Annotated in this window: 20 protein-coding genes; 8 read left to right on the forward strand and 12 right to left on the reverse strand. The window is 36.5% G+C overall.

What is annotated here, in order from left to right; translation table 11 throughout:
• Nucleotides 1-13: 13 nt before the first annotated feature.
• The 3 genes from CEF16_RS17480 (at nucleotide 14) to CEF16_RS17490 (ending at nucleotide 3,236) form a co-directional block, all read left to right on the forward strand.
• Complete coding sequence (locus CEF16_RS17480) at nucleotides 14-1,222, forward strand: glycosyltransferase family 2 protein (RefSeq protein WP_091584130.1); 1,209 nt, start codon at nucleotides 14-16, stop codon at nucleotides 1,220-1,222.
• Nucleotides 1,223-1,300: 78 nt separating this feature from the next.
• Nucleotides 1,301-2,284, forward strand: a complete 984-nt coding sequence (locus tag CEF16_RS17485) for a glycosyltransferase family 4 protein (RefSeq protein ID WP_091584133.1) — start codon at nucleotides 1,301-1,303, stop codon at nucleotides 2,282-2,284.
• Nucleotides 2,285-2,474: 190 nt separating this feature from the next.
• The gene (locus CEF16_RS17490; protein WP_170032052.1) at nucleotides 2,475-3,236 is read left to right on the forward strand and encodes a sulfotransferase domain-containing protein; all 762 of its coding nucleotides are present in this window, start codon (nucleotides 2,475-2,477) and stop codon (nucleotides 3,234-3,236) included.
• Between the two features lie 703 nt (nucleotides 3,237-3,939).
• On the opposite strand, the gene CEF16_RS23375 is transcribed toward CEF16_RS17490, so the two are convergent.
• Nucleotides 3,940-4,281 (reverse strand): hypothetical protein, encoded by a 342-nt coding sequence (locus CEF16_RS23375; protein ID WP_139185938.1) that lies wholly within the window; start codon nucleotides 4,279-4,281, stop codon nucleotides 3,940-3,942.
• Between the two features lie 32 nt (nucleotides 4,282-4,313).
• Nucleotides 4,314-4,649: an IS66 family insertion sequence element accessory protein TnpB gene (tnpB, locus tag CEF16_RS25395; protein ID WP_091584141.1), complete on the reverse strand. Its 336-nt coding sequence runs from the start codon at nucleotides 4,647-4,649 to the stop codon at nucleotides 4,314-4,316.
• Between the two features lie 15 nt (nucleotides 4,650-4,664).
• Here tnpB and CEF16_RS17505 point away from each other — a divergent pair, with 15 nt between their 5' ends.
• A complete protein-coding gene (locus tag CEF16_RS17505) occupies nucleotides 4,665-4,997 on the forward strand; it encodes a hypothetical protein (RefSeq protein WP_139185939.1) in 333 nt (110 codons plus the stop codon).
• A gap of 323 nt (nucleotides 4,998-5,320) precedes the next feature.
• Here CEF16_RS17505 and CEF16_RS17510 read toward each other — a convergent pair whose 3' ends face one another.
• Genes CEF16_RS17510 through wecB form a run of 4 tightly spaced genes read right to left on the reverse strand, consistent with a single transcriptional unit; the run spans nucleotide 5,321 to nucleotide 9,126 of the window.
• Entirely contained in the window at nucleotides 5,321-6,235 is a 915-nt protein-coding gene (locus CEF16_RS17510; protein WP_091584146.1) for an NAD-dependent epimerase/dehydratase family protein, read from the reverse strand.
• A complete protein-coding gene (locus tag CEF16_RS17515) occupies nucleotides 6,232-7,056 on the reverse strand; it encodes a dTDP-4-dehydrorhamnose reductase family protein (protein ID WP_091584148.1) in 825 nt (274 codons plus the stop codon). Before CEF16_RS17515 ends, CEF16_RS17510 begins: the two co-directional genes overlap by 4 nt.
• A complete protein-coding gene (locus CEF16_RS17520; protein WP_091584150.1) occupies nucleotides 7,056-8,042 on the reverse strand; it encodes a polysaccharide biosynthesis protein in 987 nt (328 codons plus the stop codon). Before CEF16_RS17520 ends, CEF16_RS17515 begins: the two co-directional genes overlap by 1 nt.
• Nucleotides 8,032-9,126 carry a non-hydrolyzing UDP-N-acetylglucosamine 2-epimerase gene (wecB, locus tag CEF16_RS17525; protein WP_091584153.1) on the reverse strand — a complete coding sequence of 365 codons (1,095 nt, stop codon included), beginning with the start codon at nucleotides 9,124-9,126 and terminating at the stop codon, nucleotides 8,032-8,034. The genes CEF16_RS17520 and wecB overlap by 11 nt, the downstream gene beginning before the upstream one ends.
• A gap of 472 nt (nucleotides 9,127-9,598) precedes the next feature.
• Here wecB and CEF16_RS17530 point away from each other — a divergent pair, with 472 nt between their 5' ends.
• Both CEF16_RS17530 and CEF16_RS25400 read left to right on the forward strand, forming a co-directional pair.
• A complete protein-coding gene (locus CEF16_RS17530) occupies nucleotides 9,599-10,123 on the forward strand; it encodes a S8 family serine peptidase (RefSeq protein WP_091584156.1) in 525 nt (174 codons plus the stop codon).
• Between the two features lie 53 nt (nucleotides 10,124-10,176).
• Nucleotides 10,177-10,572: a S8 family serine peptidase gene (locus CEF16_RS25400; protein WP_367888736.1), complete on the forward strand. Its 396-nt coding sequence runs from the start codon at nucleotides 10,177-10,179 to the stop codon at nucleotides 10,570-10,572.
• A 173-nt stretch (nucleotides 10,573-10,745) separates the two neighbouring features.
• On the opposite strand, the gene CEF16_RS24960 is transcribed toward CEF16_RS25400, so the two are convergent.
• The 5 genes from CEF16_RS24960 to sat all read right to left on the reverse strand — a co-directional run bounded on the left by CEF16_RS24960 (nucleotide 10,746) and on the right by sat (nucleotide 15,682).
• Nucleotides 10,746-10,877, reverse strand: coding sequence for a hypothetical protein (locus CEF16_RS24960; protein ID WP_281259186.1), 132 nt, complete (start codon nucleotides 10,875-10,877; stop codon nucleotides 10,746-10,748).
• 49 nt (nucleotides 10,878-10,926) lie between these two features.
• Nucleotides 10,927-11,808, reverse strand: a complete 882-nt coding sequence (locus CEF16_RS17540; protein WP_091584161.1) for a glycosyltransferase family 2 protein — start codon at nucleotides 11,806-11,808, stop codon at nucleotides 10,927-10,929.
• A gap of 127 nt (nucleotides 11,809-11,935) precedes the next feature.
• Complete coding sequence (gene cysC, locus CEF16_RS17545; protein ID WP_091584164.1) at nucleotides 11,936-12,532, reverse strand: adenylyl-sulfate kinase; 597 nt, start codon at nucleotides 12,530-12,532, stop codon at nucleotides 11,936-11,938.
• 20 nt (nucleotides 12,533-12,552) lie between these two features.
• Nucleotides 12,553-14,328, reverse strand: a complete 1,776-nt coding sequence (locus CEF16_RS17550) for an SLC13 family permease (RefSeq protein WP_091584167.1) — start codon at nucleotides 14,326-14,328, stop codon at nucleotides 12,553-12,555.
• 40 nt (nucleotides 14,329-14,368) lie between these two features.
• The gene (gene sat / locus CEF16_RS17555) at nucleotides 14,369-15,682 is read right to left on the reverse strand and encodes a sulfate adenylyltransferase (protein ID WP_483860544.1); all 1,314 of its coding nucleotides are present in this window, start codon (nucleotides 15,680-15,682) and stop codon (nucleotides 14,369-14,371) included.
• Nucleotides 15,683-15,985: 303 nt separating this feature from the next.
• On the opposite strand from sat, the gene CEF16_RS17560 reads away from it, so the two are divergent.
• Together CEF16_RS17560 and CEF16_RS17565 are read left to right on the forward strand one after the other, a co-directional pair.
• Nucleotides 15,986-16,720: an SIMPL domain-containing protein gene (locus tag CEF16_RS17560; protein WP_170032055.1), complete on the forward strand. Its 735-nt coding sequence runs from the start codon at nucleotides 15,986-15,988 to the stop codon at nucleotides 16,718-16,720.
• Nucleotides 16,721-16,890: 170 nt separating this feature from the next.
• Nucleotides 16,891-17,385, forward strand: coding sequence for a LysM peptidoglycan-binding domain-containing protein (locus CEF16_RS17565; RefSeq protein ID WP_091584173.1), 495 nt, complete (start codon nucleotides 16,891-16,893; stop codon nucleotides 17,383-17,385).
• 678 nt (nucleotides 17,386-18,063) lie between these two features.
• Here CEF16_RS17565 and CEF16_RS17570 read toward each other — a convergent pair.
• Nucleotides 18,064-19,251 (reverse strand): ROK family transcriptional regulator, encoded by a 1,188-nt coding sequence (locus CEF16_RS17570; protein ID WP_170032058.1) that lies wholly within the window; start codon nucleotides 19,249-19,251, stop codon nucleotides 18,064-18,066.
• Between the last annotated feature and the right edge of the window lie 173 nt (nucleotides 19,252-19,424).

The raw sequence follows: 19,424 nt of genomic DNA on the forward strand, positions 1-19,424 counted from the left end.
GTGAAATTTTGAAATGAAAATCAGGAAAGAAAGACCGCTTGGACGTGATATTGAAATCAGTATCATCATACCGACGTATAATAAATACCCCAAAAATTTGCTGACCCTGTATTCTATTGAAAACCAGCAGTTCGATCTTTCCAAAGTGGAAGTCATCATGATTGACGATGGATCTACAGATAAAACTAGAACCTTGATAGGGCATACATTTCCTTTTCACTTCAAGCTTCTGAGAAATATTCAGAACATTGGCAGACCAACATCAAGAAATCTAGGAATAAAGAATGCAAATGGAAAAATACTAATTTTCCTGGACGCGGAGATCATTGTTCAACCTGATTTTCTATCCATCCACCATCACTATCATAGCAAACATCCAAATATGGTCGTTACTGGGGTCATGTCAATCCGGAGATTATATTCTGCTTTGTATCCTGATTTTTCCGAAGGTCAATTACAAGAATGTAGAGAAATCATCCAGAATTTACCAGAGTTAAAGGCTAAATTCGACGCTTTTGAAAAGAAACCTCAAAAGCTCCTGTTGTTAAACAAACATCATATCTCCTCAGAGAAATATAAAAGACTATCCACAATCACACCCTATGAGAAATTTTATAACCGAGTGATCATTGCGAATTACGGGTATGAATTGAGGGGTTACCGGATTCCATGGCAATTGTTCGGAACAGGTCACGTTTCGGTTTCTAAAAAAGCGATCGAGCAGGCAGGACTATTTTCAGAATACCCAGGATATGGATGGGATGACTTAGAAATGGGCTACCGTCTTTACAAGAACGGAGCTGTTTTCACCAGTGACGAACGTTTAGTCAGCTATCATCAAGAACATCCGATAGCCAAAACGATTCGGGATGAATCGAAGGAAAATTATTTCAGATTCCAGGAAACGTATAAAGAGATTGGTCAAATGATTATCAGCCTAACTTTTTTACCTGTACCATTTAACCTCCATAAAACGAATCAAATCTTAATCAATTATCATGCACTTTGTAAACAATTCCCTGATTCCTACAAATCTATCAAACAATATTTTCATCGTATGTTGCGTAAAATTGGCAGGCTATATAGTCAGAATAAATCGATTACACATCTCTCTGACAAAAAAATAAACAAAGATGCTCTTTCCAATGAAAAACAACAATTAAGGAAACTCAAACGATATCAGATGTTTCTTAAGTGCTTTGAAACCCTTGAAAGATTATAAACAAAAAACGAAAGGTAGTGGTGTGTTTTGAAAATAACGTTTGCAGCAATCACCCTCAATAAAGGAGGGGCACAAAGAATGCTTGTGGAGCTTGCTAATGGTCTTTCCCAAAAAGGACATGATGTAGCAGTCGTAATGCCGCCACAAGGGGCTATTGAATATCCGTTACAAGTTAGAGTAATCCGGACAAAAGGACAGAATATTACTATAAATGATATACCGAGGAGTAACGTCATCGTTTCCAATTTTTATACGTTGACCTCCGTATGTGAACAGGCCAGCCGTGCTGGTAAAGGGACACATGTGAGGATCAGCCTTTGCTATGAACCTGTATTCCTGCCAGATCATGAAGCTTCTTTCAAGAGCTATCATAGGAGTAAAAATCTTGTCGTCCTTTCCAATTGGCAGCAACAACTTATTAAATTGAACCATGGAATTGAAGGATCAATCGTACCTGTAGGTATCAGCGGAAGCTTTAGAAATCTAGGTAATAGAAGATCAAACAAAAATTTGGAAGTGAGCGCGATCGTAAGAATTCAAGAGGGTGGATATTCATGGCATAGGGAACAGGAATATCTCATTGAAACATTCACAGCATTAAAGAAGAAATATCCACGAGTGACCTTCAATTTGATTTCTCCCCCTAATGAAGTCAAATCCTCTCCGACTCTTCAGCAATACCATTTAAAGCACTCATTCCAATCATTAAGGCCTCGTGATGATGTGCAGCTTAACCGATTCCTGAGTAAGACAGATATATTTGTGAGCTCATCATCCATTGATACAGCTTCATTGCCTGGTCTTGAAGCGATGAAATGCGGAGCAGCATTAGCAACCGTATATTCAGGTGGAAATATGGACTACTGCCGTCATGGAGAAAACTGTTTATTATCCTATCGCCATGAAAATAAGTTATTTGAACACATTTCGACTCTCATTAATAACCCACAGCTTCGTCACAAGATTGCAATAAAAGGAGAAAAGGAAGCAGCCAAATGGACATGGAATAGAAGTGTAAACCTTTTCGAGCTAGCAATCAAAAGATTCATGAACAGGAGGTAACAGCATGATAAGTGTTCCGCATGGTGGAACACTTATAAATAAATTCAATCATCTTACCCATAAGGAAGAATTAGAAACTTGAAGAAAATAAACTCACGACAGGCTACTTTCTTATCCCTTTTAAAAAGTACTCCCTTATTCAATTTTAAATTGTTTAAGAATTTATCTACTAAGAAAGGATGAAAACAAATTGACAACCCACCTAAAAAGTAATATCCAACCCTTCTTTGTAAATTCAATAGCAAAAAGTGGTACTCACTTAGTAAGACCCCTACTAGAAGGTATTCCATCACTTAAGCACTTTGCCTTCATTTACCCTGGCAAACTACAACAACTTTCTGAACATAAATTAATTCTATCAAAAATGCCAAGTAATCACTTTGCAAACGGTCATATTTTCTATTCAAAGGAATATGAAAATATGTTACACACGCTGAACCTAAAACAAATCTTCTTATATCGGGATCCGAGAGACATTGTTGTATCTTATGCCTATTTCTATATGAAATTAAAAAATACCCCACCCCATCGGTTCTTTATTGAAAATAATATGAATGTTAAACAACGTTTATTAGCATTTATAAATGGATTTAAGACAGACTATGTATACAGGGGTGACATTAATTCGTGGTATCGAAATTTCATCGAATGGAAATATGCAGATCATGTTCTTCCTATAACCTATGAAAGTCTCGTTAAGTCTAAACAATCGCAAAGGAAAGTGTTAGCTGAAATAATCAGGTACCTAGAAATAGAAAATAATCCAGAAAGAATTAATTTATTAATAAAAAATATGCAAGAAAATGTTGATCCTATTAAGTCCGTAACTTTTCGAAAGGGACAATCAGGTAACTGGAAAGAAGAATTTGATGAAAAAATAAAAAAACATTTTAAAAGAGTTGCTGGTAAACTGTTGATTGAATTGGGCTATGAAAAGGACTATAACTGGTAAAGATAGATTTATCTTCTTGATTAAATGTAAAAGGTATCTAGGAAGTTAGTTCAAAACAAAATCGCTAAATTCTGTCAAATTAGAGTAAAAAACCCAAAATGACTAGATTTTGACGTTTATAAGAATTACCTTTATCCTCCCTGGTTGTCCTACAATACCATCTGGAGGATATCGTGTTTTCTATGAATACTCAAGTGAACTAGTAAAACAGCCACTATTATCTAGACAGATGGCAATTTCCCTCCTACTCTAAAATAACATAGCAACGTGTTATTATTGTTTGTCCGACAATATTTTTCTTCCCCCTATAAGAAAAATGAACTATAAAGGCAAGCTAATCTAAAAAGTCCAAGGGTTAGGTTCAGTTGCTGCTGCACAATACTGGTTGCAATCAGCACAATCAATTATCAATCAAAATGCTGATGCTATTCTTTTTCCTAAACCCCTCATTTAATCCATTTAATTAGAATGTATTATCCTTCTATCAGGAAATATTCTTTTCATAATTGCTTTGAAACTATTGTTATTTTCAATCAAAAATTTAACAGTATTTCTTTCATAAAAAATATCCGTCATGTAGGAAAAACATACATTTTTGATATTTTGTACTCAAGTATAATCGAAAGATATTGTCTTTTCATATAATATATTAATTCTATTAAGAAAAGGGGGGATATTTAATGGCGAAAGAATTGGTAAACTATCAATCCAGTGTCCCTACAAACTTCAACGATTCTATAAGCAGAAGTGTGTCAGAGACTCCCATTTCAGTAGCACTTTTTGGAATGACTACTTTCACGAGTAATACAAACGTGGTTTTATTTGGTTCAGTCGGTTTAAGATCAACATTGGGTACTCCAGAGGTCTTGTTTAAAGTCATACGGGATACAGCCGTTATTGGTAGCACTCTGTCTTCACCCATAGCTGCAGGAGAGTTCTTTAACGTCCCAATCAGTTTTGTCGATCTAAATGTTCCACCAGGATTCCATAGATATACGCTGACAGCAGAATTGACAACCAGCTCAGTTACTACTAACGCCGACATTGTGGGACCTGTGACTTTTACAGGCTTGGCAATTACAACTTAATGCCAAAAGGTGTAAGCGTCAAATAATCCCCACCTTTAAAAGAGATGGGGATTATCTTTGTGTGCCCGGCATGCGCACACGCTTTAGGGTTCAAGTCCCGAACGGTGAAGGTCGTTGTAACCGCTAGCCAAAGGCAAGGGTGTCTATCGCGTGGTGGAATCTGAAGTTTGTCTTGTTTGCGGTTACAAAATACAAACAAGGCAGGCGAGAAAGGATCGAGTTCGAATCCTTCCTGCACAATCACTGCCAATCCGTCTATGACTTCCGTAAATCGGTGCTTCCCCCGTGCCAAGAAGACACGCTCGACAGCCGCTTCGTTTAACATGAGGCTTTTAATACCTTGATAACGTCCGATAATAAGACGGGGGCAAAGCCAGGTCTCACCTCGATGGTGGCTGATCCTACATGGATAGGTAAGGATCCATTAGAAGGAGAAAAGGCTTCGTTTACCTCGACAGCCATCCAAGTGGAAGCAGAAGAATATCGTGCGCTTCTTTTCTTATATTCGTTAATTTCCTTAGCCAGTACCGCATTTGAGGAACAGAAATGTCATTTTGCATCGTACACCATTTTGGGACACTTAGCCCGCTTACTTGAAAGTCGGCAATACGCTTCTCCCACACCTTTATCCGCTCAGCTGGGCTTATCGCAAAACCTCCTCTTTAGATCTTGAGGAGATTATCCCATAATCTATAAGCAATAAGAAGGTGTGCTCTATTTTGATGCTTCGAATAATTTCACAAAGATTATGCGATTAACAATTTTAATGGAATAAGCATAAAAAGACCGACATATATTGCGTATCGTCGGTTTTTCTTTATACTTTAGGAAAGTTTAACTTTGCTAAAAGATCAAAGTATAAGAAAAAAACTACGGCTTCCGCCATTTGGACTTGGCGGTAAGCCAAGTTTTTCTAATGCAAAAACATACTATCAGTTATACAGCTAGGCCTGTTCTACATTCTCTAAGTTTTGGATCAGCCCTTTGTTGTGCAAATTAGTCTTTTTGATCTTCTAGCTGACGATAGAAAGTCAAAATGTCCTTTAACGAAGTTTCAAATGAAATGCCGGGAACCCATCCCAATGCTTTCATTTTTGAAACATCTACTCGGATCGGGGCCTCTTTCGTGTTAGATTTGTTTACAGTAACAGGGACTTCTTTGGGGGATAACGATTGATACTTAGAAACCAATTGGCCAAGTGAATGACTTTTCCCCGATGCAATTTTATAAATTTCATTATTGTTTCCGTATTTAAAAAGGGTTTCATATGCTTTTACTGCATCTCTAACATCAAGAAAATCTCTATGAATGCAAGGATCACTGATTGTAATCGGTTTCGCTGGCATTTCATTTTCTGTTTTAACAATTTCTTGTGCGATGAGTGAACAAACGCCTTTGGAATGCCCAGGTCCAATAAGATTATTAGGATGAGCAATAATAATATCCAAATTATATAATTTGGACCAAGACTCTGAAACTAGACTTTGAAGCGTTTTACTTAAACTATAAGGATGGGGAGGGTATTTATCTTGTAGAATATCGTATTGAAGAGCAGAACCAACAATAACAACTTTACAAGATGGATGTTCCGTTCGTAAGGCATCAAGCAAATATAATGAAGACATCACGTTTGCTTCCATTATCATAATTGGATTAACCCATGATTCCTTTACATGATTTTGACCAGCTAAATGCAGGATATATTCAGGCTTTACCTTATAAATCAATTCCTTAACACTTGTTTGATTTGTTAGATCACAACACTCTACTTTTACATTGTTTATTTTTGCATTGTTTTTGTTTCTTACAACGGCAATAACATCGATTCCTTGCTTTGAAAAATGATTACACGCATGTTGACCTGTAAAACCATTAGCTCCTGTAATGAGTAATTTAGATTTACTTTTCATGGGCGATCCATCCAGGCTTTGAGGTTTGTAATCATTTTTTCATAACTTGGAACAAAATATGAAAAATCCTTTCTGGTATTAATTAACGTTCGGTCTAATACAATTTCGTGATCTGGAATAATGGTCACATCATTTTTATAAAAAATATTTTGAATGAGTTTTAATAGATCATATTTAGAAATCTTACTGGGAGAGACAAGATGATATAAACCAGACACTTTATTTTTAATCATTTCTTCAATGGCTATAGCAAGTTCTAAGGTTGTAACTCCATTCCACATTACATTTTTATACCCTTTAATTGTTCCTTTTTGTTTCATAAACCAAAGAAATAAGCCAATCCCATTCTCTTTCAATTCTGGTCCTATAATGGAAGTCCGGATAGTTAAATGTTTCTCACTTTTTACTTCTCCAAGTGCCTTCGTAATAGCATAAGCAGAGGTACCATCAGGTCTATCATTTTCTTTATAACCGCCGCGATCTCCTGAAAAAACACAGTCAGTGCTTATGTGGATTAATTTACTTCGGTATTGATCTGCTTTTTTTGCAAGTAGATGTGGAAAGATACTATTAATATAAAAGGATGCTTCTCTATTTTTGCTTGCATCATCATTTAATAAACCAACACAATTAATAATAATATCTGGTTTTATTGATTCAATGACTGTGTCTAGTGCCTCGAGATCCCAAACATCCAAGATTATACTTCTATTATCAGAAGGGTTTCTCGAAGTGTAATGTACTTCATAGTTTTGTTGCTGAAAGTAATCTGTGATCATATGACCTGCCATGCCTTTACCGCCAATGATCAATAGATTCACTAGATAAACCCTCCCTTTTTTAACATATCTTTAATGTCATTTTTAGTCATTAAGGAATGATTTGAATTGTAATTATCCAGGTTAATAGGAGGGTAGCTAGAGTAATGATCGTTTAATCCGTCAATATTTATAGCTGGTAAAATGACATAATATTCCTTATCATAAATGACTGTTTTATTACTTTCATATTCGGTTAATAAAATTTCATGTAACTTTTCACCAGGGCGAGTGCCGAGTTCTTCGATGATGACATTTGGTTTTCCTGAGTCTTCTATTAATATATTGGCTAGGTCCAAAATTTTGCATGTTGGCATTTTCATGACAAAAATTTCGCCGCCTATACTTTCATAGGATGCTTTAAATAATAGTTTAATTGCATCCTCTAGTGTTAAAAAGAATCTTGTCATTCGTTTATCTGTTATTCCGATTTTAGATTTTTTTTGTATTTGGTCTTTAAAAACGTGAATTACACTTCCATTTGTCCCTAGAACATTTCCCCCACGTACACAAATAAATTTTGTATCTTCCGTTAACGTATTTGCATGAATGATTAAACGTTCACCTAGTGCTTTTGTAAAACCATAGAAGTTTGTAGGGTTGGCTGCTTTGTCTGTTGAAATGTAAATGACTTTTTTAATATTACGTTCAATAGAAGCCTCAATAACATTTTGAGTACCATTAACATTCGTTTTTAAACCTTCATAAGGTTGGTCTTCACAAACAGGAACGTGTTTTAATGCAGCAAGATGAAAAAGATAATCTGCTCCTTTACAAGCTTCACTCAATGCTGATTTATCGCGAATATCCCCTATAATAAAGGATAGTTTTTTGTTATTATCAAATTTGTGCTTCATTTCCACTTGAGTAAATTCATTTCTTGAAAAGATACGAATTTCTTTTGGATTTTTATCCAAAAGTTGTTTAACTAATTCGTACCCCCATGAACCAGTTCCACCAGTTATTAAGATGGTCTTATTACAAAACAAAATTTGCACCCCCTAGAATAAACTTAACGACTTTGTCTGAAACATTTGTGTCAGTATATCCATCCGGACATACCCATGTTTTTGAATGGTTTGTCATAACTTTTACAGAGTCAAGAATATTTGACTTATTTATCCCTGATAACATATTGCTGCCGCAATCAATAGTTTCAGGTCTTTCAGTTGTTGTTCGGACAGTGACTGTAGGAACATGAAATATACAACATTCTTCTTGAACTGTTCCGCTGTCGGTCAGCACACAATATGAAAACTGTTCTAGCTTAACGAAGTCAAAAAAGCCGAATGGTTCATAAAATTCAATGAGAGGATGTAACTCTACATCATTCATTTGTTTCATCCTGGATTTTGTTCTTGGGTGTAAACTGCAGACAACTCTTTTATTAAAGGTTTCAGCGACAGCATTTAATCCATTAGTAATCTCTATTAGATTTTTCATTTCATCAACATTCTCTGCTCGATGGATAGTAACTAGAAAATAATCATGCGGTTTCAGATTAATTTTTTTTAAAATGCCACTTTCGTTTATTTCTTTTTTATAGTGTTCAAGCACTTCATATATAGGATTACCAGATAGCATGATACGATTATTGGCGATTCCTTCTTGAAGCAAATGTTCCTTGCTATTTGGGGTATAAGGGAGGTTGAAGCTTGAAACGGCATCAACAATACGCCGGTTTTTTTCCTCTGGCACCCGCCAATCAAAACAGCGATTACCTGCCTCCATGTGAACAACTGGGATCCCCATTCGTTCTGCTAATATTGCTCCTAATGCACTGTTTGTATCCCCTAACACTAATACTTTGTCAGGCTTCTCTTTTAATAAAATTTTTTCTAATTCTAAAAACATTCTTGAAAGCTGTTCACCTAGGGACTGCTGCTTATCAAATAATATATAATCTGGTTTTCTAAGCCGGAGTTGATCAAAAAATACATCATTTAGGGTGGATGTAAAATTTTGTCCAGTATGAACGATAATGTGTTTGTTAGATGAATGATCGAGTTGCTTCATAATTAAACTAAGTCGAATAATCTCAGGTCTAGTACCTAAAATTGTCATAACTTTCATTGTATTACCCCTCCATAAAGTTGAGGCTTTATAAATAAGATATGAAATGAAAAATAATTTGTCCTAGACCGATGACTTAACAAAGACAGAAAAGTGGCTTTTATCCTAATGGAAAAAGGTAATCCAATATGAGGGGAAGGGGGTTGGAATGTACACTAGGGCGAGTGAGAAAGCAAGGTGTAAAGAGTTTGGCGCTGACGAGAAATACCAAAGGTGAGGAGTTTTAATACTACCTATCAAAAAACTTCTTACAAAAAGGCCAAGCTTAATAGCTCAAGCGTGAAATTGCCTCATTTCTAGAAGTTAAAGAGAAACTAGAATTAATAATTTTAATTTTAATAAATGTATTTAAGCTGTACTAGAAACTCATATCGTTTTTCCACTTTTGACAAGCGTCGGATGTTTATATGTGTTTGTTTTTCTGACTTATTATAAGATATATGTCAATTTTATAAGAGGTGAGTTTTTTTAGTTGGCTAAACAAAACGATCCAATCGTTGAACAGTTTGTTCAACAAGATAATAGTACAGAAAACTTAGCTGTGGTGATTATTTTAAAAGATGACTGCAAAACAGTTGATATTTCTCAGCTATGTTCTTTAGAAGAGACAGACGAACCAAAATATCATTTGAAGGAGATAAAACAAATAACCGGAAAATTTTGCAAAGGAACATTAAAAAAGCTTATCGACCACCCAATCGTGAAACATGTTCATCACGATTATGAGGTTCATATAAATTTAAATATAGCCACGGTTGCTATCGGAGCCAAAAATGCCAATAACAGGCATAATTTAACCGGAAATGGTGTTACTGTTGCAGTTATTGACTCTGGTATTTACCGGCATTACGATTTAATTTATCCAACCAATAGAATTATAGGTTTCAGAGACTTTGTTAATGGACGGACCGTTCCATATGATGACAACGGCCATGGGACTCATGTGGCAGGTGCCATAGCAGGAAACGGGGCTGCTCGAGCGGACATTTTAGCGTGATCCGGTGATTTAAAAAACAATAGGGGGTAACAAATGACAGAAATACAATTAGTATAAGTGATGATGTTCCTGCTCCATATACAAGTAGTAAACCAACCGTTAATGGTTTTATAAAACCAGATGTAGCTGTTCCTGGTACGAATATCGTATCTCTGATATTACCTAATTCAACGTTAGCTAATGAACTGCCAAACAATCGAGTCGGGAACAACTATTTCACCTTAACAGGAACATCGATGGCAACAGGCATTGCTTCAGGAGTTATCGCGATCATTTTGCAAGCATATCCGACGTATTCCGGATATAGTAAAAGTTCGTCTGATAGAAGCGAGCCACTATTTTGCCGTGGACTTCCCAGGATACTGATTGATAATGAAACTAATAACAATGACCAGGCACTACCATTCCTTATAGCAGATAAACCTGGCAGCCACTGTTGCAGTGGTTAGGCGACAGCTTTATCAATTTTATTCATGTTTCTACTGTCCCCGTCAGCTCAGTCATAATATAAACCAAGTTCACTCGCTTAACGGCAAAATTCAGTATAGGGATTGAGGTGGTGTGGCTAACAAGCAGATCATGACTCATGTATATAAGACTTCAGATTTCTTCTCCTAGTGACCTAGGGATAAACGCGTCGTTCTTTTTCTATATAATTTTTTTTGAATAAATGGAGCAGTGTAGTGCCAGCAGTTTTAGGAATATGCATGAAGATCGCAAGTTTATCAGCTGGATTATTTATCTTATTACCCATATTTCAGCCCCTTATTTAATTATTTTTATGATAACCATCATAAGGCTCGTTAAAATGAGATGCTAAATCGATTGAAGTACCAAGTGTCATCATGCTTTCTTCTTTTAATGTAAGCATTCCGTTGATGTAACACTCCGTCCTTTAGTACGTATTTCTCGACTTTTTTGGGGTCTTCTTTTTTGATTAAGTTTTTACATTTTTTTATGCGGCTTTGATTAAAGTGGGAATAGGCCATTCTCAATAAATTATAATTAATATGATGACTGCTTAATTGGTAGGGGTGTGATTGTCTAAATAAGTGTAAAATTGTAACACTTGGGAGAACGCTGCATCGATAACCAAATAACCATAGTTTAATGGAAAGTTCAATATCTTCAAATCCCCACCTTTTAAACCCCGTGTCAAACCCGCCAACGTTATTGAAAATTGACTGTGAAATTATAAAACACCCACCTGGCAGTATAGCTGTATCGGAGATGTTTTGACATTTTCCCTTCCAATATACACCAAGGTTTGATTTGAGGGACTGGCCGTAACCTATAGAAGAAGGATTATTCACATCGGCAATAGCTGGACAAATTGCATCTGTTTTACCGTCTCTTAAAGGTTTTAATAATTTATCGATCCAATAATCTTTGAAAAATAAATGAGCGTCACAAAAAGCGAAATACTTACCCTTGGCGTTTTTTGCTCCAAGGTTTCTAGCGTTTGCTGCTCCGATTCCTTCTGTTCGTATAAGCTTAATGTGATTGCGTTTAGAATAAGTTTTAATAAAATTACAACATCCATCATTTGAGCCATCATCTACTACAATTACTTCATAGTGGTAATTGGAGTGGGTTACGAATAAGGAATCCAGTGTTTTTTTAACATTATCGCCTTCATTTTTAGCAGGGAAAATAATGGAGACTTCTGGAGAGGCTGATTTCATAAATAACTCGCTCCTTTATACTACATAACATTCCTACATATGATATGTAGTGTTATACGGAATGTGTACGGGAGATAAAAAGACCAAGCATTTTGGCTAACCATGCTTGGCTTATAAGATAAGAGCTTTAAATATAGTTATTCTTTTTTAAGAATTTCATGATTTGTTGAGTGGATTCATTAACACTCTGTTTGTCTGTTTCTACAATGATTTCTGGTTGATCTGGTTCTTCATATGGGGAGTGAATGCCGGTAAATTGGCCTATTTCGCCATTTCTTGCCTTTTTATATAAACCTTTTGGATCTCGTTTTTCACATTCTGAAAGGTCGCATTTTACATATATCTCGATAAACTCATCTTTCTCTAAAAGCGCTCTTACCATATTTCGGTCTGTTTGATAAGGTGATATAAAAGAAACGAGTGTAAGAATTCCCGCATCAACAAATAACTTGGATACTTCTCCGATTCTTCGAATGTTTTCTTTTCTATCTTCAGGCCGAAAACTCAAATCTTTATTAAGACCGTATCTTATATTATCTCCATCTAAACGATAAGACAGCACACCAGCATCGAATAATTTTTTTTCAACTTCCACAGCTAAAGTAGACTTTCCTGAACCGGAAAGCCCTGTAAACCATAGAACAGCACTTTTGTTTTTAGTTAATGTTTGACGATTCTTTTTTTGCACGTGTCCGGAATGCCACGTAATGTTTTTTGATTTCATATATAAAAATCCCTTTCTTCTTATATCCAAGTTACATATACAACAAGAATAGTAGTAACCATCACCAAAAAACTGAGAGGAATACCGACTTTTATATAATCTTTAAAAGTGTAGCCCCCGGGTCCATAAACGATTAAATTAGTTTGGTAACCAATAGGGGTTATAAAACTGGCTGAAGCAGCAATGGTTACAATCACTGCTAACGAAAATGGATCTATTTGAACTTGATTAGAAATTTCTATAATTATAGGGAACATTATCACAGCAGCTGCATTATTTGTAATAAACTCTGTAAAGATGTTAGTAATGATATAAACAGTAACTAACATGGCAATTACACCGAAAGGTTCGATGAGTAGAACAAGTTTGTTTGCGATCCATTGAGCTGTACCGGTAGTAGATAGAGCGGTTCCGATTCCTAGCGAACATGCAATTATCATTAAAACGTTAAATTGAATATATTGTTTTACTTCGGAAGGTGTTATGATTCGAAAGAGTAATAATAATGTTGTAGTTATTAATACAGCTGTAAACATAGAGACTACATGGAAGGACACTAGAGAGAGCATGATGAAAAAAATAGAAATAGAAATCCAGCCTTTTTTTCTGTCGCTTTTAGTGTAAACGTTTTGAGAAACATGGGTCATTACATAAAAATCATGCTCAATTCCACTTTTCTGAAAATCAGGACCGGTTATTAATAGAAGGGTGTCTCCCGGTTTCAAGACAATGTCTCCGATTTTACTTTTTATCCGTTCATTACTCCGATGTACAGCAATAACTGCACAATCATATTTAGCTCTGAATTGAGTGTCTTTAATTTTTTTGTGTAAGAGCGAAGAGTGATGAGAAACAACCGCTTCGACAAGTTTTGTTTTGTTCGTTTTTAATTCATCTAGCGGAGGGCAGGTGTTTGTCTCGAGATGAATGCCTTTTATATTTTGGATTTCTGAAATAGTAGAAAGGTCCCCGGTGAAAATAAGGCGATCACCTGGTTTTATAATAGTAGTACTTTTTATAGGAGTAATTCTTTCATTGCCACGTATAATCGAAATAAAATAGATACCTTTTAAGTTTCGTAGACCAGCTTCGTTGATCGTACAATGGGTAAGGGGGCAACCTTTATCGATTAACACTTCACCAAGGTATTCACGATATTTTTCTTTAACCATTTCTGTCATCACTTTATGATTTGGTAAAATGCGGTGTCCGATCGTAATGAGATAAATAATACCTAAGATAGTAATCGGTAATCCGATTATACTTAGAGTGAAAATAGAAAACCCTTGCCATCCCTCTTTTAGCATTAATTCGTTCACAATTAAGTTTGTAGATGTTCCAATTAAAGTTATAGTTCCCCCTAATATCGTTGCATAGGATAACGGTATTAAAAATTTAGACGGTGAGATTTTGTTCGCTTCACACCAATTTCGAATAACGGGAGTTAATGTAATGACAATAGGTGTGTTATTTAAAAAAGCTGAAAATCCGGAAAATGGTATAATCATTTTTAACAATGCTTTTTGGGTAGAGTCATGAGAATTTAATAGGTTAGTAATAAGGCGGTCTATGATTCCGCTTTTTTTTATGGTACCTGCAATAATAAACAGCATTGCAATCGTTAGCATTGCTTGATTAGAAAACCCTTGTGCAGCTTCTTGTGGTGTTATGATCCCAGTTATAGTAAAAAAAGTTAGCGTCAAAAAAATAATAAGAGCAGGTCTTGCTATCTCGAAAAATAATCCACACATCATACATCCGACTGTAAATAAGACAAAAACCATTTCCCATGTCATGACAAACCAGATCCTTTTTCTAGAACAATGGAAGTGAGCGTCATTTTTTCTTTAATCCTTTAATAAGGATCTCTGCTACTTCTGGCCGGGTAAACTCTTTAGGTGGTTTTTGACCTTGTCGTAATATTTCCCTTACTTTCGTTCCGCTCAAATGCATATGATTTTCTGATTTGTGCGGGCATGTTTTGGAAGTACCCATGTTTTCGCAACTCTTACAATAAAAAGCATGCTCAAACTTTAAAATGGATATATCAATTTCATCGGATGAAAATGTATCAAAAATTTGTTGAGCTTCATACGTTCCATAATAATCTCCCACTCCTGCATGATCTCTTCCAACAATAAAATGGGTGCATCCATAATTTTTTCTTACGAGAGCATGGAAAATGGCTTCTCTTGGTCCGGCATATCTCATTGCAGCTGGAAAAATCGCCAGCCGAACTCTATTTTTAGGATAATAATTATTTAGAAGGGTATGGTAACTTTCCATACGAATATTAGCCGGTATGTCATCTTTCTTTGTTTCCCCCACTAAAGGGTGAACGAACAAGCCATCTACCATTTCTAAAGCAGATTTTTGTATATACTCATGTGCTCGATGAATAGGATTTCGGGTCTGAAAACCAACAATGGTTTTCCAACCTAAGTTATTAAATATATTTCTTGTCTCTATAGGGTCAAGCGAATATTCGTTAAAAGGTTGATGTGACGGACGGTTTAAAAGAATGATGGGACCGGCAAGATATACATCCCCTTTTTCGTACAGTTTTTTAACGCCGGGATGTTTTTTGTCTGTAGTACCGTAGACATGTTTTGCTTCCATTTCTTTATTATATTTATATTTTTCTTTAAAGTGAAAAATAGCATAGATAGTTCCGTCCTCACCTCTCAAAACTATATCATTTCCAGGTCTATAACGATCAGCTTCTGCTTTTGAAACGGCTAGTGTAATAGGGAGGCTCCAAACTAAACCATTAGACAGTCTCATGTCTTTTAATACACTCATATAGTCTTTTTTATTCATAAACCCATCTAAAGGACTATAGGCTCCATTTGCAATTAATTCAAGATCCGATAACGTTTCCTTTGAGATGGTTATAGTTTCCATGTTTTTTGTTTTGTTCAACCATTCTTTTTTTTCATGATTTTCTGCAATTTGCTGTATTAAAATGCCGCCATGTGGAGGAATCATCTTTTCACTTCCTTTCCATTCACAAAATTTTTTTAATTCAGTACTTAGAAAGCTGACCATTTCTTTTGGTGTTATACTTTTGTTGTTTTCTCCTAACTCATAGGCCAATTGAAGAACTTTTAATAATTGATATTCATCAAAATTTCTAAATGAATTTTTCATTTTTTTTACCTCAACTTCATACAAAGCACTACACTATGTTATGCAATTCATATAATTGAGCCACGGCTATAATGGACATTGTTATAGTCTTGTTAATAGCCGGGTTTTAACGAAAGATGGGACAGCTCCTCAAAAAATTCACATAACGTTTATTAAAAAAGTGTATACATGTAACATTTTTTTGAATTTTTACGACAGAGAAAGTAGAAGAAATTTCATTAAATTCCACTTTTTATGAATTTGTGTTCCCAGTATTACAAGAAATGAGGAGGGGTTTTTATCGATAAAAAGAAAATAATACAATTGGCAGCATTAGCAGCTGCCGTTGCAGGCGCGGGACTGCTTTATTTGTCGGACGCTAATGGTTCTGCTGATGACACAGATGCAGTAAGTGCAGAAGAAACCGTACAGGAGGGTACACTGGTCGTCAGGGGAGAAGGGAACGTCAGTGTGACACCGGACTTGGCTCATATTCGTTTGGGAGCAGAAGCAGCCGATTCCTCAGCAGATAAAGCGCAAAGTAAAGTGAGTGAGCAAATGAATGGGGTCCGAGAGCAGCTTAAGGATTTTGGTGTGGAGGAAGAAAATATACAGACTGCTAATGTTGGTGTTTATCCTTATCGTGAGCCAGGCCAAGAAGGTGAGGAACAGTTCCGTGCCCAGCATATTCTTGAGGTGGAATATGAAGAAATTGATAATGTTGGGGAGTTGCTGGATGCAGTGGCCAAGGCAGGAGCCAATCGGATAGAGCAAACGCGTTTTGCCTTGCAAGATGAATCGGAGGCAGAACAGCAAGCATTACAAAAAGCTATTGAAAAAACGAAAGGAAAAGCAGCAGCGATGGCAGAAAGTGCTGGAAAAGAAAGCGGGGAAGTACTGCAGATTGCTGAAGGGGATGCCCAGATCCAATTTCCAATGCAAGAAGTTGCAGAAGAACAGTCAGCTGCACAAGATACTGCTGAGCCAAATGGCACTTCGGTGGAAGCGGGAGAAGTAGAAGTGGTGCAGTATGTTGATGTTGTCTATCAATTAAAATAAGTTAATAAACATGTTGGTCAGCCCAAAAGTTCATGGAGAAGGACAAGATAACGCAATGATCCGACCTGTCTTTTGTCCAGGTGGTTATTGAGTGGTTGAATTAATTGTAACCGGTCATGCCTTTGTAGATTATGCTGTAGTAGGCATATGTCAGCAAAGGAGGAAAGTATGTGGCTATTGTTCGAAGAGGAACGTATTTTGTATATACGATTCAGTCGGGAGATACCTTATACAGCATAGCGAACAGGTTAGGTAGCAATGTTTCTGATATTACTCTTATAAATGTCCTATATCCGCCTTTTACGGACCCTGGTTTAATATTTTCCGGACAGCGGATTATTGTTCCTTATCCATACAACCCGCGCAGCCAGGTCGTTTATTTCGTGCAGCCCGGAGATACACTACAGTCCATCGGGCGCAGTTTTGTAATGCCAGTCAACCAGCTTATTGAAGCTAATCCGCAGATCGAAAGTCCGGAATTATTACAGGCATTTGATATGGTTGAAATACCGGCGAGGGTGTACGTCGTTGAATCTGGTGATTCTTTAGCCAGTATAAGCAGGAAACTTGATGTATCCGCGCAAACAATCATTGCTATGAATCAAGGAAGGACAGGATTTTCACCTGATGTTATCTATTCAGGATATGGCTTGTTGGTTCCTTAAGGATGAAAACAAACGGATTAATATCTTGAGTAATTAATCAAACGTTTGATTAATATACGTAATGAAAAATGGGCAGCCAATCGTTTTAAGGTGTTTAAATAGGTGATACTGTCACCTGTTTTTAATCCGCAAACGGGTCAGATTGTTGAGGAGACAGTAAGATTCAGAATACTAATTAAAGATTGTTTGTGAAGTATTACACTTAAACTCCCTCAGGTATATTCAAATTTCTGACAAATGCTCGCGTATTCGCAGGATTTCAAACCAATTTTCAGGTCAATAACGGACAAATGTTTAGGATGATTAAACTGATCGATTTCCCCAATTTCGGAAATGATTGTTGCTGCAATCTTTCCACCAATAATGGGGATGTGTTAAGGGAAGGGAAACGTTCAGCCTTTATGCGCTATCACTATCATGTTCAGAGCGGTGAAGAAAAGCCGAAAACAGAGGAAGCCCTTACGATGGCTTTTCTGCTGTTTAATTATGTGCACCGGCAATAATGGAATAGAAAACTGTTACTAAAATCGTTTAAACAGCACCCGGGTGTGTTTTCACGGTCATCAATTCCGCTGTCGTCTTGAAAAAGCGTTTGTGGAGGTTGAAAGGACGTCTTGCTGCTAAAATAAATACATGGCTGTCCGCCCCTCTCCACTGCAATCAGGGATATCGAAGTCTTTATATCTCCAGCAAATCCGATTTAAAATAGTGGTAGTTGACGTGATTCAGCATATTGACCCCGAAAAAGTTTTTCAGCGCCACCGCTGCACCGCCTAGAGCGCAGGCGTTATCTCCTAAAAAGGAAGCGCGGATCTGAAGGTAATTGTTGAATTTTGACGTCAATTTCCGTTCCAGGTTATTGATGAAATCCGTGTGGCCATTGATAAACGCTCCGTTTAAAATAATTTTTTCCGGGTTAAAAATGTTGATAATGTTGTTCAGTCCAATCGATAAATAATCCAAATAGTAATCCAGCACTTCACTGTCTACGCCTTCTTCTAGTATTTGCTGAATGGATTCCTGAGGAGATAACTCAGGGTACTTTTCGTTTAATTGTTTTTTTAAAGCCTTTTCCGAAGCATAGAGTTCCCAGCATCCTTTATTGCCGCAAGGGCAGGGGATGCCTTTTGGCTCCACGATCATATGGCCGATTTCTCCGGCAAATCCCTGGTACCCGCGGTAGATGTTATGATTATTTATGATGCCAAGGCCTATCCCGGAATACAGCGTGATGCAGAATAAATCTGGAATATGTTCATAGTACACCTGTTCGGCAAACACGCATAAATTGGCATTATTGTCTACATATACGGGCTTATTATAGGTTTCTTTTAACACGTTTTCTACATGAAGGCGGGACCACTGCTGCTTTGGTGTATAAATAATTTCATTTTCATTGCTGACAATACCATGAACCCCTACTCCGATTCCGATCAGCCCAATTGGCTTGTATTGTTCGTTAAATTGGGTGATGGCAGGGGTAAGATGATTCATGAGTTGTTCCATGACTTCCTCGAAATCTATAGTCTCTAATGGGACCCAGGTTTTGTGGAACAATTCTCCCTTTAAGTCGCAAAAAGCTAATAGAATGCTGTGTTCGTCAATATCGATCCCTACGCTATAACCGGCTCCGCCGTTAATTTCCAATAGAATCGGTTTTCGTCCGCGAGACACTGATTCTCCTTCCGTTTTTTCTATCACAATATTTTCATTAATCAGCTCATTCACCTGAACAGAAATAGTAGCTTTATTTAACCCGGTATTGCGGGATAAGTCACTTCTTGATAAGGAAATATTTTTTATAATTTCCTCTATTAATATTCTGCGGTTCAATTGTTTAATGTAACTCGCATCTCCTGTATCCACGATCTCTTCCTCCTCATTCATAAAATGTCAGCCTTATTATAAACAAAAACTGGGACTTTGCTATAAAAAATTTTAAAAACGTCTTGAAAAATGAAACGCTTACATATAGTATAAAATTAATAATTTGTTTAGTAAACAAATAAATTATAGAGAAACTAGATTTTTCCTTTTAA

Origin of the sequence: Alteribacillus bidgolensis, from assembly GCF_002886255.1 — a bacterium.
In the GTDB taxonomy this organism is placed as follows: Bacteria; Bacillota; Bacilli; order Bacillales; family Marinococcaceae; genus Alteribacillus; species Alteribacillus bidgolensis.

Coding starts and splice junctions, on each gene's coding strand:
- cysC (WP_091584164.1), bottom strand. CDS start 12,532: ATGAAATCAAAAAACATTACGTGGCATTCCGGACACGTGCAAAAAAAG.
- CEF16_RS17485 (WP_091584133.1), top strand. CDS start 1,301: ATGCTTGTGGAGCTTGCTAATGGTCTTTCCCAAAAAGGACATGATGTA.
- CEF16_RS23375 (WP_139185938.1), bottom strand. CDS start 4,281: ATGTCGGCGTTAGTAGTAACTGAGCTGGTTGTCAATTCTGCTGTCAGC.
- tnpB (WP_091584141.1), bottom strand. CDS start 4,649: ATGTTAAACGAAGCGGCTGTCGAGCGTGTCTTCTTGGCACGGGGGAAG.
- CEF16_RS17550 (WP_091584167.1), bottom strand. CDS start 14,328: ATGACATGGGAAATGGTTTTTGTCTTATTTACAGTCGGATGTATGATG.
- CEF16_RS24960 (WP_281259186.1), bottom strand. CDS start 10,877: ATGGGTAATAAGATAAATAATCCAGCTGATAAACTTGCGATCTTCATG.
- CEF16_RS17510 (WP_091584146.1), bottom strand. CDS start 6,235: ATGAAAAGTAAATCTAAATTACTCATTACAGGAGCTAATGGTTTTACA.
- sat (WP_483860544.1), bottom strand. CDS start 15,682: ATGAAAAATTCATTTAGAAATTTTGATGAATATCAATTATTAAAAGTT.
- CEF16_RS17480 (WP_091584130.1), top strand. CDS start 14: ATGAAAATCAGGAAAGAAAGACCGCTTGGACGTGATATTGAAATCAGT.
- wecB (WP_091584153.1), bottom strand. CDS start 9,126: ATGAAAGTTATGACAATTTTAGGTACTAGACCTGAGATTATTCGACTT.
- CEF16_RS17540 (WP_091584161.1), bottom strand. CDS start 11,808: ATGAAATCAGCCTCTCCAGAAGTCTCCATTATTTTCCCTGCTAAAAAT.